The 23,164-nt window shown below is 55.8% G+C and carries 24 protein-coding genes and 1 pseudogene; 19 read left to right on the forward strand and 6 right to left on the reverse strand.

Annotated features, from left to right (window positions below):
- Positions 1-282, reverse strand: a pseudogene (locus tag ACEQWH_RS16290) (DNA-binding response regulator); the annotation flags it as partial.
- A 164-nt stretch (positions 283-446) separates the two neighbouring features.
- On the opposite strand from ACEQWH_RS16290, the gene ACEQWH_RS16295 reads away from it, so the two are divergent.
- The 6 genes from ACEQWH_RS16295 (at position 447) to ACEQWH_RS16320 (ending at position 5,833) form a co-directional block, all read left to right on the forward strand.
- Positions 447-1,583, forward strand: coding sequence for a flagellar basal body P-ring protein FlgI (locus ACEQWH_RS16295; RefSeq protein ID WP_370232613.1), 1,137 nt, complete (start codon positions 447-449; stop codon positions 1,581-1,583).
- Positions 1,583-1,906 (forward strand): rod-binding protein, encoded by a 324-nt coding sequence (locus ACEQWH_RS16300; protein WP_370232615.1) that lies wholly within the window; start codon positions 1,583-1,585, stop codon positions 1,904-1,906. Before ACEQWH_RS16295 ends, ACEQWH_RS16300 begins: the two co-directional genes overlap by 1 nt.
- A gap of 62 nt (positions 1,907-1,968) precedes the next feature.
- Positions 1,969-2,400 carry a hypothetical protein gene (locus ACEQWH_RS16305; RefSeq protein ID WP_370232617.1) on the forward strand — a complete coding sequence of 144 codons (432 nt, stop codon included), beginning with the start codon at positions 1,969-1,971 and terminating at the stop codon, positions 2,398-2,400.
- 191 nt (positions 2,401-2,591) lie between these two features.
- Entirely contained in the window at positions 2,592-3,446 is an 855-nt protein-coding gene (locus tag ACEQWH_RS16310; RefSeq protein ID WP_370232618.1) for a flagellin, read from the forward strand.
- 255 nt (positions 3,447-3,701) lie between these two features.
- Complete coding sequence (locus ACEQWH_RS16315) at positions 3,702-4,556, forward strand: flagellin (RefSeq protein ID WP_370232620.1); 855 nt, start codon at positions 3,702-3,704, stop codon at positions 4,554-4,556.
- A gap of 419 nt (positions 4,557-4,975) precedes the next feature.
- Positions 4,976-5,833, forward strand: coding sequence for a flagellin (locus tag ACEQWH_RS16320; RefSeq protein ID WP_370232622.1), 858 nt, complete (start codon positions 4,976-4,978; stop codon positions 5,831-5,833).
- A gap of 82 nt (positions 5,834-5,915) precedes the next feature.
- On the opposite strand, the gene ACEQWH_RS16325 is transcribed toward ACEQWH_RS16320, so the two are convergent.
- Positions 5,916-7,298, reverse strand: coding sequence for a FliI/YscN family ATPase (locus ACEQWH_RS16325; RefSeq protein WP_370232624.1), 1,383 nt, complete (start codon positions 7,296-7,298; stop codon positions 5,916-5,918).
- 69 nt (positions 7,299-7,367) lie between these two features.
- On the opposite strand from ACEQWH_RS16325, the gene ACEQWH_RS16330 reads away from it, so the two are divergent.
- The 12 genes from ACEQWH_RS16330 to ACEQWH_RS16385 all read left to right on the forward strand — a co-directional run bounded on the left by ACEQWH_RS16330 (position 7,368) and on the right by ACEQWH_RS16385 (position 17,920).
- Positions 7,368-7,718, forward strand: a complete 351-nt coding sequence (locus ACEQWH_RS16330) for a flagellar basal body protein (RefSeq protein ID WP_370232625.1) — start codon at positions 7,368-7,370, stop codon at positions 7,716-7,718.
- A gap of 3 nt (positions 7,719-7,721) precedes the next feature.
- Positions 7,722-8,132: a flagellar basal body rod protein FlgC gene (flgC, locus tag ACEQWH_RS16335; protein WP_370232626.1), complete on the forward strand. Its 411-nt coding sequence runs from the start codon at positions 7,722-7,724 to the stop codon at positions 8,130-8,132.
- Between the two features lie 6 nt (positions 8,133-8,138).
- Positions 8,139-8,456: a flagellar hook-basal body complex protein FliE gene (locus ACEQWH_RS16340; protein WP_370232628.1), complete on the forward strand. Its 318-nt coding sequence runs from the start codon at positions 8,139-8,141 to the stop codon at positions 8,454-8,456.
- A 36-nt stretch (positions 8,457-8,492) separates the two neighbouring features.
- Positions 8,493-8,762, forward strand: a complete 270-nt coding sequence (fliQ, locus tag ACEQWH_RS16345) for a flagellar biosynthesis protein FliQ (RefSeq protein ID WP_370232630.1) — start codon at positions 8,493-8,495, stop codon at positions 8,760-8,762.
- Entirely contained in the window at positions 8,762-9,562 is an 801-nt protein-coding gene (locus ACEQWH_RS16350; protein ID WP_370232632.1) for a lytic transglycosylase domain-containing protein, read from the forward strand. Before fliQ ends, ACEQWH_RS16350 begins: the two co-directional genes overlap by 1 nt.
- A 14-nt stretch (positions 9,563-9,576) precedes the next feature.
- A complete protein-coding gene (flhA, locus tag ACEQWH_RS16355) occupies positions 9,577-11,673 on the forward strand; it encodes a flagellar biosynthesis protein FlhA (protein WP_370232633.1) in 2,097 nt (698 codons plus the stop codon).
- A gap of 3 nt (positions 11,674-11,676) precedes the next feature.
- Entirely contained in the window at positions 11,677-12,444 is a 768-nt protein-coding gene (locus ACEQWH_RS16360) for a flagellar biosynthetic protein FliR (RefSeq protein WP_370232635.1), read from the forward strand.
- 15 nt (positions 12,445-12,459) lie between these two features.
- Complete coding sequence (locus ACEQWH_RS16365) at positions 12,460-13,593, forward strand: flagellar biosynthesis protein FlhB (protein WP_370232636.1); 1,134 nt, start codon at positions 12,460-12,462, stop codon at positions 13,591-13,593.
- 92 nt (positions 13,594-13,685) lie between these two features.
- Positions 13,686-14,798 carry a mandelate racemase/muconate lactonizing enzyme family protein gene (locus ACEQWH_RS16370; RefSeq protein ID WP_370232637.1) on the forward strand — a complete coding sequence of 371 codons (1,113 nt, stop codon included), beginning with the start codon at positions 13,686-13,688 and terminating at the stop codon, positions 14,796-14,798.
- The gene (locus ACEQWH_RS16375) at positions 14,795-15,904 is read left to right on the forward strand and encodes a mandelate racemase/muconate lactonizing enzyme family protein (protein ID WP_370232639.1); all 1,110 of its coding nucleotides are present in this window, start codon (positions 14,795-14,797) and stop codon (positions 15,902-15,904) included. Before ACEQWH_RS16370 ends, ACEQWH_RS16375 begins: the two co-directional genes overlap by 4 nt.
- A gap of 49 nt (positions 15,905-15,953) precedes the next feature.
- Positions 15,954-16,853: a DMT family transporter gene (locus tag ACEQWH_RS16380; RefSeq protein ID WP_370232640.1), complete on the forward strand. Its 900-nt coding sequence runs from the start codon at positions 15,954-15,956 to the stop codon at positions 16,851-16,853.
- A gap of 68 nt (positions 16,854-16,921) precedes the next feature.
- On the forward strand, positions 16,922-17,920 hold the full coding sequence (locus ACEQWH_RS16385) for a VOC family protein (protein WP_370232641.1): 999 nt from the start codon (positions 16,922-16,924) through the stop codon (positions 17,918-17,920).
- On the opposite strand, the gene ACEQWH_RS16390 is transcribed toward ACEQWH_RS16385, so the two are convergent.
- Positions 17,917-18,810 carry a LysR substrate-binding domain-containing protein gene (locus ACEQWH_RS16390; RefSeq protein ID WP_370232642.1) on the reverse strand — a complete coding sequence of 298 codons (894 nt, stop codon included), beginning with the start codon at positions 18,808-18,810 and terminating at the stop codon, positions 17,917-17,919. The genes ACEQWH_RS16385 and ACEQWH_RS16390 overlap by 4 nt on opposite strands.
- Positions 18,811-18,942: 132 nt before the next feature.
- Here ACEQWH_RS16390 and katG point away from each other — a divergent pair, with 132 nt between their 5' ends.
- Positions 18,943-21,102, forward strand: a complete 2,160-nt coding sequence (gene katG / locus ACEQWH_RS16395) for a catalase/peroxidase HPI (RefSeq protein WP_370232643.1) — start codon at positions 18,943-18,945, stop codon at positions 21,100-21,102.
- A gap of 93 nt (positions 21,103-21,195) precedes the next feature.
- On the opposite strand, the gene ACEQWH_RS16400 is transcribed toward katG, so the two are convergent.
- The 3 genes from ACEQWH_RS16400 to ACEQWH_RS16410 are packed head-to-tail and all read right to left on the reverse strand — an operon-like array spanning position 21,196 to position 23,154.
- Positions 21,196-21,825: a MotE family protein gene (locus ACEQWH_RS16400; RefSeq protein ID WP_370232644.1), complete on the reverse strand. Its 630-nt coding sequence runs from the start codon at positions 21,823-21,825 to the stop codon at positions 21,196-21,198.
- 47 nt (positions 21,826-21,872) lie between these two features.
- A complete protein-coding gene (locus ACEQWH_RS16405) occupies positions 21,873-22,220 on the reverse strand; it encodes a flagellar motor switch protein (protein ID WP_370232645.1) in 348 nt (115 codons plus the stop codon).
- A complete protein-coding gene (locus ACEQWH_RS16410) occupies positions 22,201-23,154 on the reverse strand; it encodes a flagellar motor switch protein FliM (RefSeq protein WP_370232646.1) in 954 nt (317 codons plus the stop codon). The genes ACEQWH_RS16405 and ACEQWH_RS16410 overlap by 20 nt, the downstream gene beginning before the upstream one ends.
- Between the last annotated feature and the right edge of the window lie 10 nt (positions 23,155-23,164).

A 23,164-nucleotide genomic window follows, 5' to 3' on the forward strand; every position in this document is an offset into this window, starting at 1 on the left:
GTCCGCCGAATTCCGGAAATCCCGTAGGATTATCAAGGGGTTCTCGCATCCTGCATGACGCACCGCGCGGATTTGGCGGTGGGTGTTCACAGATTCTCCGATCAGAATGGCGCGATGTTCGCTGCCCGTCTGAGTCAAAGGCGCAAGGCCCGTTTCAAAAAATTCTTCGCCCACAAAGAGAGGTTGCAGACCCGCGTTTTCCAACTCGGATGCTAGTGATGCTCGACGTTTCTCTCGTGGCTCATAAACATAGGCGCGCATAGCGTCCTCCGTTCCTGCCATTTTTGTTATTCTTGACGGCTAGCAAGGATTAACCAACCGTTCAACTATAAAAAGAAAAAATTACAAAGATTAAAACGGGGTTAAAACATTGAATTACAAAGATAGTGTGGACTAACCAAAGATTAATCGCTACAGTGTCCTTGGGCATAGAGGCAAAAATATCTATGGAGCAGTACCAAAAATACTTCTGGCCCCAAGCAGGTGTAATACTATGCGCATTGATCTTGGTAGGGTCAGTGTTTGGGGTGTCAGTGGCCAAGGCCGACGTTCGCATTAAGGATATTGCGAGCTTTGAGGGTGTGCGAGAGAACCATTTGATTGGCTACGGGCTGGTCGTGGGTCTTTTGGGCACCGGCGACAAGATGGCGAATTCGCCTTTCACGCGTGAGAGTGTGCGGGGGATGCTTGAGCGTCTTGGTGTGGCCAATATTGACGCCAACCTGCTACAAACCAAGAACACCGCGGCGGTTATGGTGACGGCGAAACTTCCGCCGTTTGCGCGCCGCGGTGCTCCCATTGATGTCACAGTCAGTTCGCTTGGCGATTCAACCAGTCTGCGTGGTGGGACCCTATTGGTCACGCCGCTTGCGGGCGCGGATGGCGAAGTCTACGCCGTTGCGCAGGGTGCGGTTGCCGTGTCGGGGTTCCGCGCTGAAGGTGCGGGCGCAACTTTGACCGAAGGCGTTCCCACGATTGCGCGCGTTGACAACGGAGCCATCGTAGAGCGCGAAGTCGGCTTTGACTTGGCTCAGATGCGTTCGTTCCGGGTGGCGCTAAGAACTCCTGATTTCACAACAGCGACACGTGTGCGCGATGTGGTGAATACCGAACTTGGCGCGAAATTCGCTTCTGTGCTGGATCCCGGCACCGTAGAGGTCTCGGTCAACTCCGGTGCGAACGTGGCAGAATTCGTGTCCGTGATTGAAAACTTAACCGTTCAGCCGGACTCCATCGCGCGGGTCGTGGTGGACGAAAAGTCTGGAACCATCGTGATCGGCTCCAATGTGCGCATTGGGCAGGTCGCGATCAGTCAGGGCGGCTTGACCATTCGGGTCAAAGAAAACCCCATCGTCAGCCAACCTAACCCGATCTCTATTGGTGGGACGACAGTCGTTATTCCCGATACGGATCTGGATGTTACGGAGAAGGACAGCAAGTTCACAATCCTAGAGGGGGACGTCAGTCTTCAGGATCTGGTGGACGGCCTGAACGCCATCGGAGTAGGCGCGCGGCAAACGATTTCCATTCTGCAGGCAATCAAGTCTTCGGGCGCGCTTCATGCGGATCTGGAGATCATCTGATGGCGGACCTTCCGATTCTCTATTCACCGCAGCCAAACGGGCAAATTACGAATCAAATTTCGGCGCAAAGCCCGCTTTCTGATCAAGAAATCGCGAAAGCGAAGGAATTTGAGACATTATTTTTGTCCCAGTTTGTCGACGAAATGCTCAAGACCGTCGACCTGGATGCGGCGACCGGCGGACGCGACATGCACATGTGGCGATCTTTCATGTCTCAGGCCATGGCAGAGTCGCTTGTCGAGCAGGGTGGACTCGGTCTTTCGGCGAGTGTGGAGCAGATGATGTCGGCCTACAAAACGGCTGGCTCTGGAGGCAAAGTATGATTTCTAAACGCCAGTTTCGGGTGGCCGGTCGCAAGCAACCGCGGCCTGTGGGGCAGGGGAATATGACGCTGGCGCCCACCGAATTGGACATTCAAAACATTGATGCTTTTGCCACCAAGATCACCGAGGCGGTCTCGTTATTGAAACAAGAGATTGCGGGTATCAACGAAGGCAAACTCAATATCGTGAGTGAGCTCCACAATCAGAAGGCAGGCATTCTGAAGTGGCTCGAGCTAAAAATGCCACTGATTGAACCCTTTATGAACGACGACGCGGTCAAGGCGCGCCGCCTTCCAGATCGGCTTGCCGAACTGAAAGAGGCGGTGTCGGAAAACAATGCGCTTCTGTCCCGTATGTCTGTCGCGGCAGGCACCATCGTTCGTGAAATCGAGAAGGCCCAGCAAAGGCACAGCCTGAGCGGTCTTTATGGAAAATCCGGCCGTCGAATTGGCGCCGATAGCAGCCGATCGAGGGCTTTGGATAAGGAGCTTTAACAGAGATTATCAGGGAAACGACGGACCTCTCTACCGGGTGCAAGGTTTAAAAAAACGTAAACCTTAACCCCGCTTTAACCTAAATTCTGTTATTCTACGGATGGTTGTACGGCCATGCGTAGTTTTGGCATGTCCAGCCATAACTCTGTCAGAAGACGGACAAATAATACGAGAATTGAGGAGAGCGTAAAATGACGTCCATTCTCACGAATAACTCTGCAATGACGGCTCTACAGACCCTGACTATGGTCAATAAGAACCTGAACGAAACCCAAGGCCGCGTATCCAGCGGTCTCGCAATCAGCTCCGGTAAAGACAACGCGGCTTACTTTGCTATCTCCGAGACTATGAAGGGTGATAGCGGTATGTTCGAGGCGATCAACGAGGGCCTGACATCCACCAAAAACTCAGTTGCGACTGCCCGCCTTGGTGCGGAAACCGTTTCTGATCTTGCACAGCAGTTCTCCGAGCGCGTTGCGTTCGCACAGGGCTCTGGTGTGAACTTGAGTGATGTTCAGTCTGAACTTGATTCCATCGTGTCTCAGATCGGCACCGCGATCAGCCAGTCTACCTTTAACGGTGACGACCTGGTGTCTGGTGCAGCAGCAACACAAACCATCGTCTCCGGTGTAACCCGGTCAGGTGGTACGTTTGCCGCGACAACGATCTCTTTCCAGTCCGTTGATCTGGGTGCGATTCAAACTGCTCTTGGTAACATCGACCTAGAGAACCTGGACACCGGCGGTACGGACACCGCGGTTCCAGATACTCTGGCCGAAGCCCTTACCATGGCTGAAACTCAGCTGGGCAATGCAATTTCAGCAGCGACCTCTCTCGGCGTTTCTGAAAAGACCATTGAATCTCAGCAAGAGTTCTTGGGTTCCCTGACCGATACACTGGATCAAGGTGTGTCCTCGATGGTTGACGCAGAGATGGAAGAGGAAGCAGCCCGGTTGCAAGCCCTTCAAACTCAACAACAGTTGGCGACTCAGGCACTGGCAATGGCGAACTCTTCGCCACAGTCCGTGTTGTCGCTCTTCCGTTAAGAGTATCAAGGGAAAGCCGGGGTTTCTCGGCTTTCCTTTCTAACCTTTAGCCTAGTGTTAAGCTACTTTAAGGCTTGGTTACCAATTCACCTAAAAATTGTATTTTTTCGAAGAGCTCCACCAACGTCGGGGCATTTCTAAACGCGGCTTTAACCGCACTTCTCTTACTCTGAAGTCACTCAAACGATGCAATATTCGTTTGTGCTATATCAGTCAGAAGACTGAGACATAACGAGAATTAGAGGAGAACATTAAATGTCATCCATTCTCACCAATTCCTCTGCAATGGTTGCTCTTGCCACGCTTAACAACGTGAACATGAAGCTTAACGACACCCAAAACCGTGTTTCCACCGGTCTTCAGATCAGCTCTGGTAAAGACAACGCAGCTTACTTTGCTATCTCTGAGACGATGAAGGGTGACAGCGGCATGTATGAGTCCATCAATGATGGTCTGACATCCACCAAGAACTCCATAGCAACAGCGCGTCTTGGCGCGGAAACTGTGTCCGACCTTGCAGAACAATTCACCGAGCGAGTCGCCTTTGCACAAGGCAACGGTGTGAATCTGGGCGATGTTCAGTCCGAACTGGATTCTCTGGTGACCCAAATCGGTCTTGCAATCGGTCAATCCACCTTCAACGGCGACGATCTGGTCTCTGGCGCGGCAGCAACTGTAACTGTGGTTTCAGGTGTGTCTCGGTCTGGCGGTACATTCGCGGCAACAACCCTGAGCTTCTCTTCTGTTGATCTGGGCGCGATTCAAACGGCTCTGGGCAACATCGATCTGGAAAACCTGGACACAGGCGGCACGGATACCGCGGTTCCAGATACGCTGACAGAAGCGCTGACAATGGCAGAAACTCAGCTGGGTGCAGCGATTGCAGCAGCGACATCTCTGGGTGTTTCTGAGAAGACCATCGAAGGCCAGCAGTCCTTCCTGTCATCTCTGACAGACACCATCGATTCTGGTATCTCCTCTATGGTTGATGCAGACATGGAATCCGAAGCGGCGCGTTTGCAGGCGCTTCAGGTTCAGCAGCAGCTGGCGACACAGTCCCTGTCTATGGCGAACCAGGCTCCACAGAACATTATGTCTCTGTTCCGGTAAAAGATCTGAGGGCGGTTTCGTCCTCACATCACGTAATTCAAAGACGGCCGCGGGTTTTCGCGGCCGTTTATTTGTTTGAACCGAGGGGCCTGTCGTCATGGGTGACTTGGGGGTGGGGCAAAACTGAGGGGTTGACGTTGCGTCGCGCCCGGTCTTCTTTGTCTAGCCGGACTGAGGTGTCGGCTCGAACCTTTCAGAAATTATTCCCAATTTGGAATGTGGGGAAACTATCCTTGTAATTGAGTTCGGAGACAAGAATACAATTGTAGTACTTCTCAATTTATAGTGGTAATTCATCAAAAACTACAAAAATAGCAAGAACATATACCTTGCTTTAAACTTCTATTCTTTATAGTAACTATGATTAAAGAGATTAATGGTCCAGAAGGGCCCTCGCCCGAAAGATAGGAGCGCAGGAAATGTCGTCTATTCTTACCAACCACTCCGCCATGGTGGCCTTGTCCACGTTGAACATGGTGAACAAGAATCTGACCGATACACAGAACCGTGTCTCCAGTGGTTTGCAAATCACATCCGGCAAAGACAACGCCGCCTACTACGCCATCTCGGAAACGATGAAGGGTGATAGCGGCATGTTTGAGTCCATCCATGACGGGCTTACCGCAACCAAGAACTCGATCTCGACGGCACGCCTTGGGGCAGAGACCGTAGCGGATCTGGCCAAAGACTTCACCGACCGGGTGGCCTTTGCGCAGGGCAGCGGTGTGAACCTGGCCGATGTGCAGTCGGAGCTCGACTCTCTAATTACCCAAATCGGTACGGCGATCAGCCAGTCAACCTTCAACGGCGAAGACCTTGTGTCGGGCGCCGCGGCACCTGTGACTGTGGTATCCGGGATCTCTCGGACGGGTGGCACCTTTGCTGCGACCACAATTACATTCCAATCAGTAGACCTGTCCGCGATTCAAACCGCTCTGGCAAACATCGATCTGGAAAACCTGGACACGGGCGGCACGAACACTGCCGTTCCTGATACGCTGACCGAGGCGCTGACGATGGCTGAAGCACAGCTGTCCAACGCGATCGATGCAGCGACATCCTTGGGTGTTACTGAAAAAACCATCGAGGGTCAGATGACTTTCCTCGATATGCTGACAGATACATTGGACTCTGGTGTATCGGCGATGGTCGACGCCAACATGGAAGAAGAAGCAGCCCGTTTGCAGGCGCTTCAGGTACAGCAGCAGCTGGCGACACAGTCCTTGTCTATGGCCAACCAGGCGCCGCAGAACATTATGTCTCTGTTCAGACAGTAATCACAGATTTCTGGGGGGGATGGCTGAGGTTTCAGTCAGACGCCATTGCAGAACTCGGCCGGCTAGTCACCGGCCGATTTTTTTATGCGGCGCTGGCGGGCTGGTCGACCGCATTGACGTCAATCGGTACATCAATGCCCGCCTCAAGCAACATGCGATAAAGCTCGGCAAAGCTTTGGTCAGACGTCATGGTCTCGCTTTTTCGCTGAGACAAAAAGGCGTCCGCGACTTTGGCGAAACGCATGGCGGCGTCCACTTCGGGATCAGTGCCGGGTTTGTAGGCGCCAACTCGGATCAGGTCTTCCATATCGGCAAATCGCGCCAAGGCGCGCCGCGCCTCGTTCATGATCGCGTATTCTTCGTTTGTGTGGCAGGCGGGCAGCATCCGCGAAATCGATTTCTGAATGTTGATCGCCGGATACCGTCCCCGTTCCGCGATTGCGCGGTCAAGCACCATATGCCCGTCAAGAATGCCGCGAATAGCGTCCGCGATAGGCTCATTCATATCGTCGCCGTCTACCAGAACGGTATAGATCGCGGTGATGTCACCCTCTCCGTCACGGCCCGGACCCGCGCGTTCCAGCAGGTGGGGCAATTCAGAGAACACCGTCGGCGGATACCCTTTCGTGGTTGGTGGCTCGCCGGATGACAGTCCGATTTCGCGTTGCGCCATTGCAAACCGGGTGACGGAATCCAGCAGCAACAAGACCTGCCGCCCGGTGGCGCGAAAGTGTTCTGCAACGGCGGTTGCGGTCCAGGCGGCCTGCCGGCGCAAAAGCGGGGCCTCATCCCCAGTGGCGACGACGACGACAGAGCGCGCCATGCCTTCGGGCCCAAGATCTTCTTGAATAAATTCCTGAACCTCTCGCCCGCGCTCGCCGACCAGACCGATAACAATCACATCCGCATTGGTGTAGCGCGCAAGCATGGCCATCAACGTGGATTTCCCTACGCCCGACCCCGCAAAAACGCCCATTCGTTGGCCTTGGCAGAGCGGCGTGAAAACATCCAAGCATTTCACTTTTGTCGATAGTTTCTGCCCAACACGGCGACGCGCAAAGGCAGGCGGCGGCTCTGCGCGGCCGCTGGATTTACGTCCGCGTCCAGTTTTGAATCGCGGGGCCGCAGACAAAGGCGTTCCGAGCCCGTCAACCACAGTTCCAATCCAGCTGTCGTCTGGGCTGATGCCCGGATCATGTTGGACAATCTCGACCTCGTCACCTACGGCAACGCCGTCCCAACTCCCGAAGGGCAACAGCTTCAGCCCGTCTGACGAGGCTCCGACGACTTCGGCCATAACCGGGCCGCGCGCGCCTTTGACCATGCATCTTTGACCGATCCCAGCGGCGCGTTTCAGGCCCGCTGCAGTCATTGTCATGCCAACAACTGATTGAACTTGGCCAACAATTCTTGTGGCCTCCAAAGAGGAAACTCGGGTCTTGAGATCCGAAAAAACCTTGCTCACAAGGATAAATCCTCTGTTAATCCATGCTATACTTGCTATAATCATTGATAACTCGCGCGGAGTCTACCTATGAATACTGAGGCCCCAAATCTTTTCGATCTTGCGTCCAAGCGCCTGAAATGGCTTTCGGACAGCCAGAAGACGATCTCGGAAAACATCGCGAACGCAGAGACCTCGGGGTTTCGCGCCAAAGAGACCGAGAGTTTTGAGAGCTATCTGGCAAAGGCTGCCGATGTAGAGGTTTCGCCTGATGCGTCAGTGGCAGAAAGCGACACGACTTGGGGTGAGGATCTCACCGGCAACTCTGTTGTTCTGGAAGAGCAGATCCTCGCGGCCTCCAGTACGGCGAGCCAATATAAGGTCGCGGCCAATCTCTATAAGAAAGCGCACACAATGCTGCGCATGGTTGCGGGAGGCTGATAGATGGATCCGTTAACCACAATTTCCCGCATCGCCAGCACTGGTCTTAGGGCCCAAGGTGAGCGGATGCGCGTTGTGTCTGAAAACGTCGCCAACGCGAATTCGACGGCGAACGAGCCAGGTGGGGATCCTTATCGTCGTAAAACCATCTCGTTCAACGAGCTTGTCGATACGGCGACAGGAAGCTCGCTGGTGGAAACCACAGAGGTCGAGCGCGACATGTCGGCGTTTACCGTGCGGTACGAACCGCAGCACCCAGCTGCTGATAACAATGGTTATGTTAAGTTGCCGAACGTGAACCCTCTGATCGAAATGGCCAATATGCGAGAAGCGTCGCGGTCTTATGAGGCCAACCTGACGATGCTGGAACAAGCGCGGTCCATGCGCTCGCAGCTGATCGATCTGTTGGAGTGATAAAACATGGCTGATTTTACTTCAATTCGCCCAAATGCACTTATTCAGAGCGCCTATGGACAGTCCAAGGATCTGAAAGCGGTCACAGAAGCGCAGCCTGAAAAGGCCGAAAGCTTTGGGGACATGCTGCGCGCGGCCGCTGCGCAATCTGCGGAAACCGTGCGTCAAGGCGATGAAATCTCGACCGCAGGTCTGACCGGTGACGCCAGCGTGCAGCAGGTCGTAGAGGCCACGATGGACATGGAGTCCACGGTGCGTGTGTCCGTCGCAGTGCGCGACCGGATTGTTGAAGCCTATCAAGAAATCATGCGGATGCCGATCTGATCTTCCGTGTGACTTTATTCGGAAAGGACCAAGTGTTTGGACGGTAACGGCGCATATGATGTTTTGAGGATGACTCTCGAGACCATCCTGATCGCCTGCGCGCCGGTTCTGGCCATCGCGTTGGGTGTCGGTCTCATTATCTCGTTCATTCAGGCGTTGACGCAGATTCAGGAAATGACGCTGACCTTCGTCCCCAAGATCATCGCGATCTTTGGCATTCTGGTTCTGACCATGCCGTTCATGTACGGGCAAATCACGCGCCTGTCGGACACAGTCTTTGACCTTATTGTCGCCGGAGGCTTTTAGTGACCTCCGCTTTTTCGCGCACCACAAGGGTTGTTTTGGCCGCTTCGTTCCTGTTCGCACAAAGTGCGCAGGCGGATTTGTTCACCGGGTTCTATACATCCTCAACCCCGCAACCCAAGCCCGCGCCAGAGCGCAAGGTTTCGTCAGTTACCACAGGTGCGCGCTGTATTTCCGCGATTTTGGCGGCACAGGATCGCCACGGGATTCCTGACAACCTGCTATTGGCGATTGGCATTCAGGAAGCGGGTCGCAATGGGCCAGCTGGTTTGGCGGTTTGGCCATGGACGGCGAATGCCGCCGGCGAAGGCGTTTTCTTTAAAAACAGGATCGAGGCGGAAGCCTGGGTGTCTAACAAGCTTGAGTCAGGTGTCAAAAGTATCGACGTCGGATGTATGCAGATCAACCTGCATTGGCATGGTGACAATTTCGTATCGCTCAGCGACGCCTTTGAGCCCGAGCGCAACGTCGACTACGCCGCGCGCTTTCTGCGCAATCTTTATCGCGAGACCGGAGATTGGACCAAGGCCGCAGGTCGTTATCATTCCGCGACAGAGAAATATCAAAAACGCTATCTGAGCAGCCTTGATCGCAACAAAAACGTCGTCGCGAACCAAATGCCGCGGCTAGCAGCGCTGGCGAACTCTGTAAACCGTCCTGTCCAAGTTGCAGACGTTGTGCTGCCTAAAGTTCCACCGCCGCCAGTGTTCTGGACCGCAGACGCACAAGGTGGTGAAAGCTATTCGATTTATACAACGCAACCCTTGCAGCCGGTGCTTCCGGCCTTTCGCAATACGCCCTGACGAAGTGTCCGACTATGGCAGCAAATGATGCAAACCCTCCGGCCAACCTAGGTGACCAGCTCAAAAACGTGCTGGCCAATCGGGACATTGTCTTTGCTTTGGGCGTTGTTCTCATTCTGGGCATGCTGTTTGTGCCGCTGCCAGCCGCACTGCTGGATTTTGGTCTGGCTGCCTCGTTGTCGTTGTCCGTTTTGATCCTGATGGTGGCACTCTGGATCCCGACGCCGCTGGATTTTAACTCTTTCCCGACGCTTCTGCTGGTTGTGACCATGCTGCGGCTGGCGCTCAACGTGTCCTCGACGCGGTTGATCCTGTCCGAAGGTCACACGGGGTCGGGGGCCGCAGGTCAGGTCATCGAAGGCTTTTCCCGCTTTATGGTCGGCGGTGACTTTGTCATCGGGATCGTGATCTTCGCGATCCTGGTTATCATCAACTTTATCGTAATCACCAAAGGCTCCACCCGGATTGCCGAGGTCGCTGCGCGGTTCAGCTTGGATGCGATGCCAGGCAAACAAATGGCCATCGACGCAGATCTTGGTGCTGGCATGATCACCGAGGAAGAGGCCCGCGCTCGTCGTAAAATTCTGGAAGAGGAAAGCAGCTTTTTCGGGGCCATGGATGGTGCGTCGAAATTTGTGCGCGGCGATGCGATTGCCGGTCTGATCATCACGCTGATCAATGTGGTTGGCGGTATCCTGATCGGGATCATCAGTCACGATCTAACGGCCATGCAGGCGGTTTCAAACTATACGATCCTGACCATCGGTGACGGGCTTGTTACCCAGATCCCGGCCCTTGTCGTGTCTCTATCCGCAGGTTTGCTTGTAACCAAAGGCGGCACCACCGGCGCTGCCAACGAAGCGGTTCTGGGTCAGCTGTCAAACTTCCCGCGCGCGCTTTATATGGCCGCTGGGCTGTGTTTCGTGGTCGGCTTTTTGCCCGGCTTCCCCTTTGTCGTCTTCGCAGTTCTCGCCTCAGGCATGGGGTTCCTGGGCTACATCATGCAAGGCCAGCTTGCCGAACAGGAACGCCGTCGCGCGGAAGAAGAGCGTCTTGCAGAACAAGAACCTGAAAAAACCGAAGTGACCGTTCAGGACATGCTGAAACTGGACGATCTGCGGCTAGAGCTGGGAACTGCTCTGGTACCCCTGATCAATTCACCCGAGGCCGCCTTGCCCGGCAAAGTCAAAAGCCTGCGCAATCTCTTCATCACGGACTATGGCTTTGTCATCCCGCCTGTGCGGATCAAAGACAACTCAACGCTGCCTCATATGACCTATTCGATCTCGATTCAGGGTGTAGAGACGGCAACCGGCGAAATTCGCCCCGGTGCGATGATGTTGATCGAACCCGGCGGAGAAGAGATCGACATTCCCGGCGAGCGGACCAAAGAGCCGACGTTTGGTCTGAATGCCGTCTGGGTCGACCAAAGCCGCGCGTCAGAGGCCGAGGCGCGGGGCTATACTGTTGTGGACCCAGAGAGTGTCGTCACAACGCATATTACCGAGATCATCAAAGAGCATATGCCTGACCTGCTGACCTATTCGGCCACGCAGGAACTGATGGAAAACCAAACCAAAGAGTATCAAAAGCTCTTGGCGGACATCTCGAACCCGTCCCCTGTGGTGCTGCTTCAACACGTGCTGCAAACGCTGCTTTCCGAGCGCATCTCGATCCGCAACCTGCCAAGGATCATCGAGGCGATTGCCGAGGCCTCGGTGACCACGAAAAAGGTGCAACAGGTCGTCGAACACGTGCGCACGCAGCTGTCCAAACAGATCTGCCAGAGTCTTCAGGACGAAACCGGCTATGTGCCCGTTATGACTCTGGGGCAAAGCTGGGAAACAGAGCTGCACAACGCCATTTCCAAAACCGGCGACGATGTGAACTTTATTATGTCGCCGCAACGGGTTCAGGAATTTGTGCTGGCGGTGCGCAAAGACGTTCAGCAATTTGCGGCGTCCGATCAGTGGCCCGCGTTGCTGGTGGCGCCGGACAGCCGGCCTTATGTGCGCTCGATTCTCGAGCGCGTCAGCCCTATGACACAGGTCATCTCTCACAACGAAGTGCATCGCAAGGCCTCGCTCAAGACCGTCGCGACGATCGGATAGGCGATGAGTCTCGACACTTTTGTCAGCGGCATCATCTTTGGCTATCTCTTGGTGTTCGCGCGGCTGGGGGCGGCGATGTTGTTCATGCCAGCATTCGGGGAAACACAGATCCCGACGACCTCACGGCTGGCCTTTGCTTTGGTTCTCAGTCTGGCGCTTTACCCAATTCTGCCGAAAGTTGCGCAAGCCCCAGAAGAGGCCGGACCCATGTTCATCATGCTGGGCAGCGAAGTGACAGTGGGCCTCTGGATTGGCCTAACAGGACGCGTACTTTTGTCGGCGATGCAGTTTGCAGGCTCACAAGTTGGGCAGGTGACGGGTCTGGCCAACGCTTTCGGCCCCTCATTGGGGTCTTTTGAGGGCGCGACCTTGATGGCGACTTTTCTGCTGATTGGCACCGTCGGCCTGATGTTTCTGATGGACATCCACCACATCATCCTGAGGGCTTTGATAGACAGCTATACGGTCTTTCCGCCCGGCCCCTTAATGCTGGGCGACATGGCAGAACAAATGGTCAAAGTCGGCGGGCATTCCCTTTACATTGGCACCGCGATTGCGGCACCCTTCTTTGTAATGGGGGTGATCCTGAACCTTGGTATGGGTCTGGCCAACCGCATGATGCCTCAGCTGCCAGTTTTCTTTGTTGGTGCACCGTTGCTGATCATCGTGGGGTTCCTGATTTTCGCCGCGGCAGCGCCCTCGATGTTTGAATATTTCCTCACCGATTTTGTCGAATGGTTCGGCAATCTTCGGTTCACCGTAATGCCCTAACCCAAGCGAGCCCCGATGGCAGAAGGCGAAGACCAGGATAAAAGCCAACAGACGCAGGAACCGACGGAGAAAAAACTCCGCGACGCGCGTAAGAAAGGCGATGTGCCGACCTCAAAAGAGACAGGCAACATGATGGTCGTCGTGTCCCTGATCGGCGTCGCAGGCTTTGCTTTGCAATGGCAAACGCCACAAATCGTGGATGCGCTGGCCTCTTTGATTGATAAGTCCGGCACAATCCACATCGGCAGCAACAGCGCGGGCGTGAATGATCTGGGCGAGATCTTTTGGGACTTCGTGATCCGGGTATCTGTCGCCATTACACCCATCTTTGGGCTGATGTTGGCGGGCGCCATATTCGGGGTTCTGATTCAGGGTGAAACCGTAGTGGCGGCGGAACGGATCAAACCGAAACTGTCGAAAATCTCGATTGTCGGGGGGATCAAGCGTCAGTTCTCGGCCAATACCTTCGTCGAGTTTGTCAAAAGTCTGGTGAAGGTTTTCGTCGTTGGCGGGCTGGCGCTCTGGGTGACGGATGGAGCCGTGCGCGCAATCTGGCAAACGCCGGGCTTCCTGCCGGAATACCTGCCCGGCTATATGTCAGAGGCCGCTCGAAAACTGTTGATTGCTGCCGCGATTTTTCTGGTTCCTGTCGCGATCCTCGACATCCTCTGGCAGCGCTTTAACTGGCGCAACAAGCAGATGATGACGATCAAGCAAGTGCGCGACGAAATGAAAGAGGCCGAGGGTGATCCGCTGATCAAAGGTAAACGCGCCGCCTTGCGCCGCCAACGCGCACAGCAAAGGATTGCCGCAGGCGTTCCGTCGGCCGATGTGATCCTGACCAACCCGACCCATTTCGCCGTCGCGCTAAAATATGAAATGGGCGAAGACGTTGCCCCTGTCTGCGTCGCCAAAGGTGCCGATCTGATGGCGCGTCAGATCCGCTTGATTGCGCATGAGCACGATATCCCAATTCTGGAAAACAAACCTTTGGCGCGCACGCTTTATGACGTTGTTGAAATCGACGACCCTGTGCCGGTTGAGCATTGGGAAGTCGTGGCCGAGATCATCAGCTTTGTTATGGCCTTCAAAAACGACCCCAAACGCAAACCACCCGAAGGCTCGACTTTGCGCGAGGATCCCGAATAAGACGGTCGATTTTTGGAATTCCCGTCGTTTTTTTACGCTCGGGATAAACATCCAGGCTTAGTCTATGGGTCATCGCCAGGATTGGAGCTTGCATGAAAATCACCCGCGTTCGCGTGTTCAAAACGCCCCTACCCTATGTCGACGGTGCCTATGGCTGGGGTGCCGGGAACGCGATTGAAACGGCTATGGCCTCGGTCGTGGTGCTTGATACCGACGCAGGTGTGCAGGGATGCGGTGAATTCACCCCCTGCGGCGAAAACTATATGATTGCCCATTCCGAAGGCGTCGAAGCGCTGGCGAAACTGGTTGCAGGTCGCCTTTTGGGCGAAGATCCACGCCAGCTTGGGCGCATCGAGCAGCTTCTGGATCACACCGTTCAAGGCCACGGCTATGCCAAAGCACCTTTTGATGCGGCCTGCTGGGACATTTTAGGCAAGGCCACAGATCAGCCGGTCTGGATGCTGCTTGGAGGCAAACTGACGGACGGCGCCCCAATGTATCGCGTGGCGCCGCAGCGATCGACCGAGGAAACCATCGCTGAACTCGACCGCCACAGGGCCTCGGGCTATGGGCAGTTTCAGATCAAGGTCGGCGCGGACTGGCAAAGGGACATCGACAGGATCAGACAGACCGTGCCCTTGTTGAAACCCGGCGAAAAAGCCATGGCCGACGCCAATCAAGGCTGGCGTGTAGACAACGCCATTCGGGTTGCACGGGCCACCAAAGACTTGGATTTCATTCTCGAACAACCCTGCCGCACCTATGAAGAATGCCAACAGGTGCGACGGGTGGCGGATCACCCCATGAAGCTGGATGAATGTATCACCGGAATGCACGCCGCCCAACGGATCGTCGCAGACCGAGGTGCAGAGGTGTGTTGCCTCAAGATCTCGAACCTTGGTGGGCTCAGCAAAGCCCGCCGTGTCCGCGATTTCTTGATCGACAACCGAATTCCAGTGGTCAGCGAAGATACCTGGGGCGGCGAGATCACCTCTTCGGTCGTGGCGCATTTCGCAACGTCGACCCCTGAAGAGTTTTTGCAGAACACCACCGACTTGATGAATTACAACGCAAGATCAACAGGCATCGGCGGCCCCACAACCCGCGCAGGCAAACTCTATGCCCCTGACGCGCCGGGCTTGGGTGTCACCCCAGATTTTAGCAGCCTTGGCGCTGCGGTTTTCGACACAGGACACGACGCATGAAAATAACCGCGATAACCGTCTTTCATCGGGATCTGCCGCTGGAACACCCCTATTGGCTGTCCGGCGGACGCCTCAAATTCGAGGTACTGGACGCAACTTTTGTCAAAATAGAAACCGATGCCGGCATCACTGGATGGGGTGAGGGCACGCCTTGGGGCCATACCTATGTCCCGGCTCATGGGCCGGGCATTCGCGCAGGCATCGAAACCATGGCGCCCTTTGTCATCGGATTGGACCCACGGCGGGTTCTGGATGTCGAACGGGCTATGGACCTTGCGTTGCCCGGGCATCTCTATGCAAAATCGCCGATCGATATGGCCTGCTGGGATATCGCGGGGCAGGCGGCCGGCCTGCCGATCGCAGACCTTATGGGCGGCGGATCTCGGACTCCGCGCCCTATTGCATCTTCGGTTGGTGCGAAAACTGTTGATGAAACCCGCGCGGTGATCGATCGGTATCGACAGCGCGGATACATCGCACATTCTGTCAAAATCGGCGGCGACGTTGAGCGCGACATCGCACGCATTCAGGACATGGAAGACATTCGCAAACCCGGTGAAATTGTTCTCTATGACGTTAATCGCGGCTGGACGCGGCAACAGGCCCTTCGCGTGATGAGCGCGACCGAGGATCTGAACGTCATGTTCGAACAACCGGGCGAGTCGCTAGACGATATTGCCGCCATTTCCCAGAAACACGCAGGCCCTGTCAGCGTTGATGAAAGCCTTGTCACTCTGCAGGATGCGACCCGAATTGCGCGCGATGGTATTGCTGAAATCTTTGGGATTAAGTTGAACCGTGTGGGCGGGCTTACGAAAGCTGCGCGTATGCGCGACGTCGCTTTGGCGCATGGGATCGACATGTTCGTCATGGCAACGGGAGGGTCTGTTCTGGCCGATACCGAAGCGCTGCATCTTGCGGCAACAATTCCCGATCAGCACTGCTATGCCGTCTGGGCCTGCCAAGACATGATTACGCTGGATGTGGCCCCCGGCCGCGGACCTCGCAACAAGGACGGGCATCTGAACCTGCCAGAAACACCTGGTTTGGGCGTGCATCCAGATGAAAATCTTTTGGGTGACCCCGTGGCCACCTACCGCGCTTAGGCGCAAGATCCGGATTGTAGGGCGCGCGTCTGCGCCCTACCCTTCGCCTATGACGACACCCGTAAAACTAGATCTTACCTCAAGCCTTCTGCTGTTCGCGCTCGCCTCTGTTTGGGGCGGATCCTTCTTTTTTGCGGAAATCGCGCTGGCTGAAGTTCCCCCACTGACCATCACATTGCATCGGGTGTTCTGGGCCGCACCGCTTTTGGTGCTTATTGTGCACCTTGCGGGGTATTCATTGCCCAAAGACATCCGCACTTGGGGCGCGTACCTTGGCATGGGCGCCTTAAACAACGCCATTCCCTTTTCGCTGATCTTTTGGGGACAAAGCCAGATCGACAGCGGGTTGGCGTCGATCCTCAACGGCACCACCGCCATGTTTGGAGCCGTCGTCGCAGGGCTTCTGCTTCGGGACGAGCCGCTGACCCTGAACAAACTGGCCGGTGCAGGCCTTGGCCTCATCGGGGTTGGGCTGATTATGGGGCCAGAGGCATTGCTTGACTTCAACCTCGCGAATTTGGCTCAGATTGCCATTCTCGCGGCATCGCTGTCCTATGCCTTTGCGAGCGTTTGGGGGAAAACGTTTCTCTCCAGCCAACCGCCGCTTATGAATGCCTGCGGAATGGTCATCGGCAGCTCTGTTCTGATGATCCCACTGGTTTTGACAGTTGACGGCATGCCCAGCTTTGCGCTCTCTGCGCCTGTCTGGGCCGTACTGCTAAGTCTGTCGAGCCTCTCGACAGTGCTGGCCTATGGCCTCTATTTCGCGATCCTCAAACGTGCCGGGGCTGCGAACCTCATGCTCGTCACGCTGTTGATCCCACCCTTCGCAATCGCACTCGGGTCAGGCTTTCTGGGCGAACGCCTGCCATCCAGCGCGTGGGTCGGCTTTGCCGTCATCGCCATTGGATTTGCCGTGACAGACGGCCGGATGTTCGGGAAACGCTAGGCAAGTTTCCCCTTGGATGCGTAAATCCAACGCTTAAGTTGTTTGCACCACATATGAGGAGCACGACAATGGCACATGGCGAATTCATCTGGTGCGATCTGTCCACGTTTCGCCCAGAGGTGACGAAACCCTTCTATACCAAACTTTTTGACTGGTCTTATGACGGGCTCACCCAACCTGATGGCTCTGCCTATGACGTTGCCGCAACATCGCAGGGCACTGCCGCCGCGATCTTTCAGATGCCGCAGAAATTCGTTGATATCGGCATGCCCAGTTTCTGGATGCCCTACATCGATGTGGACGACATTGATGCCTGTTGCGAGACAGCCAAATCCCTGGGCGGTCGCGTCGAAATCGGCCCCATCAGCTGGGGAGATTCCGGCCGCATCGCGCTGATCCGCGATCCACTGGGCGCCGGGTTTACCGTGATGCAGGACGGATTGCCCGACACCAGCGCCATCGCTGCGCACAAAGGTCATGCAATGGCGTTTGCTCTGTATGTCTCTGACGCAAAAGCGGTCCAAGATTTCTACAACGCGCTGTTTGGCTGGACCGCATCCGCGCTGGACAAAGACACCTCGTTTAAGCTGACATCAAAGACAGGTCATCACGTTGCCGAGCTGCATGAAATGCCTGACGAGGAACGCGGCAAAGAGCAATTCTGGTCCATCCAGTTCGCAACGCCGGACCTGATCGCCGCGAAAACCAAAGTTCTGACCGAAGGTGGGGAAATTCTGTTTGAAGACACGGCCACCCTCTTGGCCCGAGACCCCGACGGTGCTGCGTTCTTTTTGACCGAGGCCAAATCCAGCGGATCACAAAGCAAACCGGCACCCAAATGGCGCACCTACGTTGGCCTTGCCGCGATATATCTGGCGCTGTTCACAGATCAGAACTGGATCTGGGGTGTGTTGTTCCTGCTTTGGACGATCCCTGCCCTGCGCAGCGGCGAAACCCACTTTGTAGAACCAATCAGCCGACGCGAAACGCCGGGGCTTTACTGGTTTCTTATCGCAACATGGATCGGTCTGAGTGGACTACTGGTCTGGTACGGCTGGGGCGTCTAGCTGGGGCCAAGCGCCGCGCAGAGCGTGTCGGCCAACTGCTCCAACTGCCCCGCCAACGAGCTGGATTTCCGCCAGGCCAATCCGATTTGCCGGGTCGGCTGAGGCGCATCAAACCGCGCCACGGCAACTTGCGCTGACTGTGTTTCCACCGGTACTGCCATATCCGGAATCAAGGTAACGCCAACCCCTGATCCCACCAACTGCACCAAAGTCGACAATGACGACGCATCCAGCAACTCACGCGAAGACGTTGGGTTATAGCTGCAAAACGCGAGGGCCTGATCGCGAAAGCAATGGCCCTCTTCCAGCAGCAACAGTTTCATCTCGCGCAATTGATCGGGCGCTGGCACCGGCCTGTCCCCTTCGTCCGACGGGCGGATCAAAACAAACTCTTCGTCAAACAAAGCATGTTCCGCCAGATCCGCCTCGGCCAAGGGCAGCGCGACAATCGCAGCATCCAGCCGCCCTTCTGACAATTCGGCAATCAGCGTCTGAGTCAGAGTTTCACGAATTTTCAGCTCGAGCCCCGGATAGGCTGCATCCAGAACCCCAAGCACCTTAGGCAAAAGATACGGCGCGACCGTGGGAATCACACCCAGCCTTAACTGCCCTGCCATCCCCTCTTGCGACGCACGCGCCAGATCAGACAGCTCGTCGACAGACCGCAAAATGTCCCGCGCGCGTCGGGCGAATTCCTCTCCAAACCCGGTCAGTCTGACTTGGCGCGTACTGCGTTCGAAAAGCGCCATGCCCAAAGACTGCTCTAACTCTCTGATTTGCACAGATAACGCGGGCTGAGACACCGCACAGGCCTCGGCCGCACGGCCAAAATGCGCGTGTTTTGCCAAGGCAGAAAAATAACGAAGCTGCTTCAGAGTAAGATTATTCATAAGAAAAACATATCAATCGAATTCAAAAATACAATTTCTTCAAATGAAAATTTAGACCTATTCTAAACCAAAGACCCGTTATTCCGACGGCAGGCTTTTCGACCCACCCAGAGTTCAGAAAAAGGAATTCACATGAACGTACATGACAAAGGCGCTGGCAAATGCCCGGTAATGCATGGGGGCAATACCTCTCAGGCACAGCCGACCACCGATTGGTGGCCCAAAACTCTGAACTTGGACATCCTGCATCAACATGATGCGAAAACCGATCCGATGGGGCCTGACTTTGACTATCAGTCCGAGGTCAAAGGTCTGGATTTTGAGGCGGTCAAGAAAGACCTGCACGCCTTTATGACAGACAGCCAGGATTGGTGGCCTGCGGACTATGGCCACTACGGCGGCCTGATGATCCGGATGGCATGGCACTCTGCGGGCTCCTACCGCACAACGGACGGTCGCGGCGGCGCGGGTCACGGCAACATGCGCTTTGCTCCGCTGAACTCCTGGCCTGACAACGGCAACCTCGACAAGGCCCGTCGCCTGCTGTGGCCGATCAAGAAAAAGTACGGCAACAAGCTCAGCTGGGCGGATCTGATCATTCTGGCAGGCACCGTCGCTTATGAATCCATGGGGCTGAAGACTTTTGGCTTCGGCTATGGCCGCCCGGACATTTGGGCTCCTGAGAAAGACACATACTGGGGCACGGAACGCGAGTGGCTGACAGATGGTCGCTATGCCGACGCTGACGACCGCGAAAGCCTCGAAAACCCGCTCGCCGCAGTGGTCATGGGCCTGATTTACGTGAACCCTGAAGGGGTGAACGCAACGCCAAACCCTCTGAACACAGCAAAAGACATGCGCGTCACATTTGGCCGCATGGCGATGAACGACGAAGAAACCGTCGCACTGACCGTTGGCGGCCACACTGTCGGCAAAGCACACGGCAATGGCGATGCAGGCCACCTTGGCGCAGAGCCAGAAGGCGCTGAAATCGAAGACATGGGCTTTGGCTGGGTCAACAAAAAGTCGCGCGGCATTGGATCCGACACCGTGACCTCGGGCATCGAGGGCGCCTGGACCACCAACCCGACGCAATGGGACAACGGCTATCTGGACCTTCTGTTCAAATACGACTGGGAACTGGTGAAATCCCCAGCAGGCGCACAGCAATACGCGCCTGTCGGCATCACCGAAGAGGACATGCCAGTCGACGCCGAAGACGCCACACAACGTCGCATGCCAGTCATGACCGATGCGGATATGGCGGTTAAAGTTGATCCGGGTTTCCGCGAAATCGCCGAAAAGTTCCAAAATGATTTCGACTACTTCTCGGATTGTTTTGCCCGCGCATGGTTCAAACTGACCCACCGCGACATGGGGCCTAAAGCACGCTACATCGGCCCGGATGTCCCCGCCGAAGACCTGATTTGGCAAGACGTTATTCCGGCTGGCGCCACAGATTATGACGTTGCAGCGGTCAAAACCGCCATCGCCGACAGCGGCCTGTCGACCTCGGATCTGGTCACAACCGCATGGGACAGCGCCCGCACCTTCCGCGGCTCAGACCTGCGTGGTGGTGCAAATGGTGCCCGTATCAGCCTGGCCCCGCAAAAGGACTGGGAAGGCAACGAACCTGCGCGCCTGGCCAAAGTTCTGGACGTTCTGGCAGGCATCGCCGCTGCAAATGGCGCAAGCCTTGCGGATACAATCGTTCTGGCCGGCAACGTCGGTGTCGAGACCGCCGCAAAAGCCGCGGGCTTTGATGTCGATGTTCCCTTCACGGCAGGTCGCGGCGACGCCACGCAAGAGTCAACCGATGTCGACAGCTTTGACGTGCTCGAGCCGATCCACGACGGTTTCCGCAACTGGCTGAAGAAAGACTACGCGGTGGCGGCAGAAGAAATGCTGCTGGACAAAGCACAGCTCTTGGGGCTGACAGCACCGGAAATGACCGTACTTGTCGGCGGCATGCGCGTGCTTGGCACCAACCACGGCGGCGGCGCGGATGGCGTGTTCACCGACAACGTTGGCGCGCTGACAACTGATTTCTTAGTGAACCTGACCGATATGGCCAATACCTGGCACCCGGTCGAGAACGGCTATGAAGTGCGGGATCGCGCGTCGGGATCCGTCAAATGGACAGCCTCCCGCGTGGATCTGATCTTTGGGTCCAATTCGATCCTGCGCGCCTATTCCGAGCTTTACGCACAGGACGACAACAAAGAAAAGTTCGTCAACGACTTTGTCGCGGCTTGGGCCAAGGTCATGAACAACGACCGGTTCGACGCCTGATAAAAACAAAAGGCGCGGGGGTGATGCTCCGCGCCTTTTCTCTTGCCCAAAATATCCCGGGGAGTTCGAGGGGCCGGCCCCTCGCAAACCCGATCAGTTCAACCGAACCCCATTCAGATCCTGATCGCCTGGCAGCTGGCTGCGTTCCAAAATGATCTTGGACACCGCGCGAGCGCGTACCGGAGTCATCTTGGCCAGGATCGGCGCTGCGGTCCTTGGGGACATCGTGCCCAGAACCATAATCGTAACTTCAATGTCCATTTCGTTCATCAAACCCGCAGCTTCTGCCGGTTTCATGTTCTTATAGAAATCGATCAAACGTTGAACGTCATCGGTTTGCTGCGCCTCGATTTTGGCCAACAGGGTTTCAATTGACCCTTTCAGTTCGACCAAAGCGGCCTTCTCGATATCAAGCTTTTCGCGTGCCAAGGTGACCTCGGCCTCATGCGCGTCAACCTTCGCCTGACGCTCCGCGATCAAATCACGTTCCTGCGCCAGCGCGCGCAAGACTTCTTCTGGCGTTTCACAAAGCCCGGGCGTGCTGGACAAGCCCGCGATCACCGGAGGCGGCGCGTCTTCGTCCACCTCTTCCGCCATCTCTTTATCCATCTTCTCGTCCTCTTCCCCAGCGGTGAGAACGATGTCGGTGATAACCGGCGCCGGTGCGATAAACGGATTTGGCAGCTCGGGCAAAGAAACCGCAGCCTTCGCCACGGCAGTCATAACCAAACCACCAATCAAAATTTTACCTACCGGAAGCCGTGCCATCGCTAGGCCTGTTCTGCGCGAGAGGCATCAAAGAAGCGGCGCACCAGATCCTGTTTGTCGCGCACAACCTGCACGCCAGGAATTTTCGCGCGCGATTGACGGCGCGTGGCAAACATTGGCTCGTCGTCTTCTTCTGCGTCGTCAAACATCGGGCGCTCTTCCAGGTTCTGCTTCATCGCAGCAACCGAGGCCTCGGATTTGTCGACGGCTTGGGAGTACTCGTTAATCAAAGGCTCAAGCTCTTTCAGCGCTCCCATAAGAACATGCACCTTGCGGGATACGTAGTAACCATAAGCAATTGCGCCGGTAAGCAGCGCTATGATCAAAAGATCAGTCAATGTCGCGGCCATGGTCGGTCTCCTCTTCTGCTTCGATACGCTCAGTAATTCGGATGGCGGTGTTGCCATTGTTGCGTTTGCCCATCAGCGCCTTGAACATTTCTGTTTCGGCACAGATCACGCGGGCTTCGTGATCCTCTTCAATCCAAAGGTTCACCGTCTCGCCGGGTTTCCAGTTGAGCAATGTCTGGATTGGCAATTCAACTTCGGTCAGCACGGCTTCCAGCTCGACAACGGACCGCTCGATCTGACCTGTCAGCTGTTCTTTCCATGGACTGCCGTCCTCATTGGGTTCCCCGAAATGGATTTTCCCCAGTTTGGGGCGAATGGGTTCCAGCGCGTCATAGGGGATGATCGCGTCAAACATGCCGGTACGTCCGGCCAGAGCAACCGCAAATCGCATCCGACACACAAGGCTGGTTGGCTGTGTGACCATGGCCGCGTCCGGGTCGGTCTCGATCCGGTCAAGTTCCATGTCCACATCGGCCACCATCGCCAGACAGCGCCGCAGCTCTGTCGCCAGCACATCGCCAATCCGTCGCGCGAACCCGCGCTCGATCATGGTGAACTCTTCGGACTGCCGGCTCAGATCCCCTTTCGGAGATCCCCCCAGCATCAACTCCATCGTGGTCAGTGCAAAAGTCGAGTCCAAAGCCAAAAGAACATCGCCGTTCAAATGGTTGGCTTCGACAATACCCAGGAAGGACGGCGTGGTGATACCATCCATCGCCTGCGCCATCGGCAAATAGTCGAGATTGTTCAAAGACGCTTCGACAATCGTTCCAGTTACTTCAGGCAAGACTGTCGTCAGAGCGTCCGCCAATCGCTCGCCGATGATGTCGAGCATCGGAAGGCGATCGAAATTGAAGTCCGACATCCGGATGATCTCGTCGATCACCCCTTTGCCGTTCTCCGCAATTTCTTCTGGCGTCATGATCTTGTTCATACTCGCCTCG

Source organism: Cognatishimia sp., from assembly GCF_964229375.1.
GTDB lineage: Bacteria > Pseudomonadota > Alphaproteobacteria > Rhodobacterales > Rhodobacteraceae > Cognatishimia.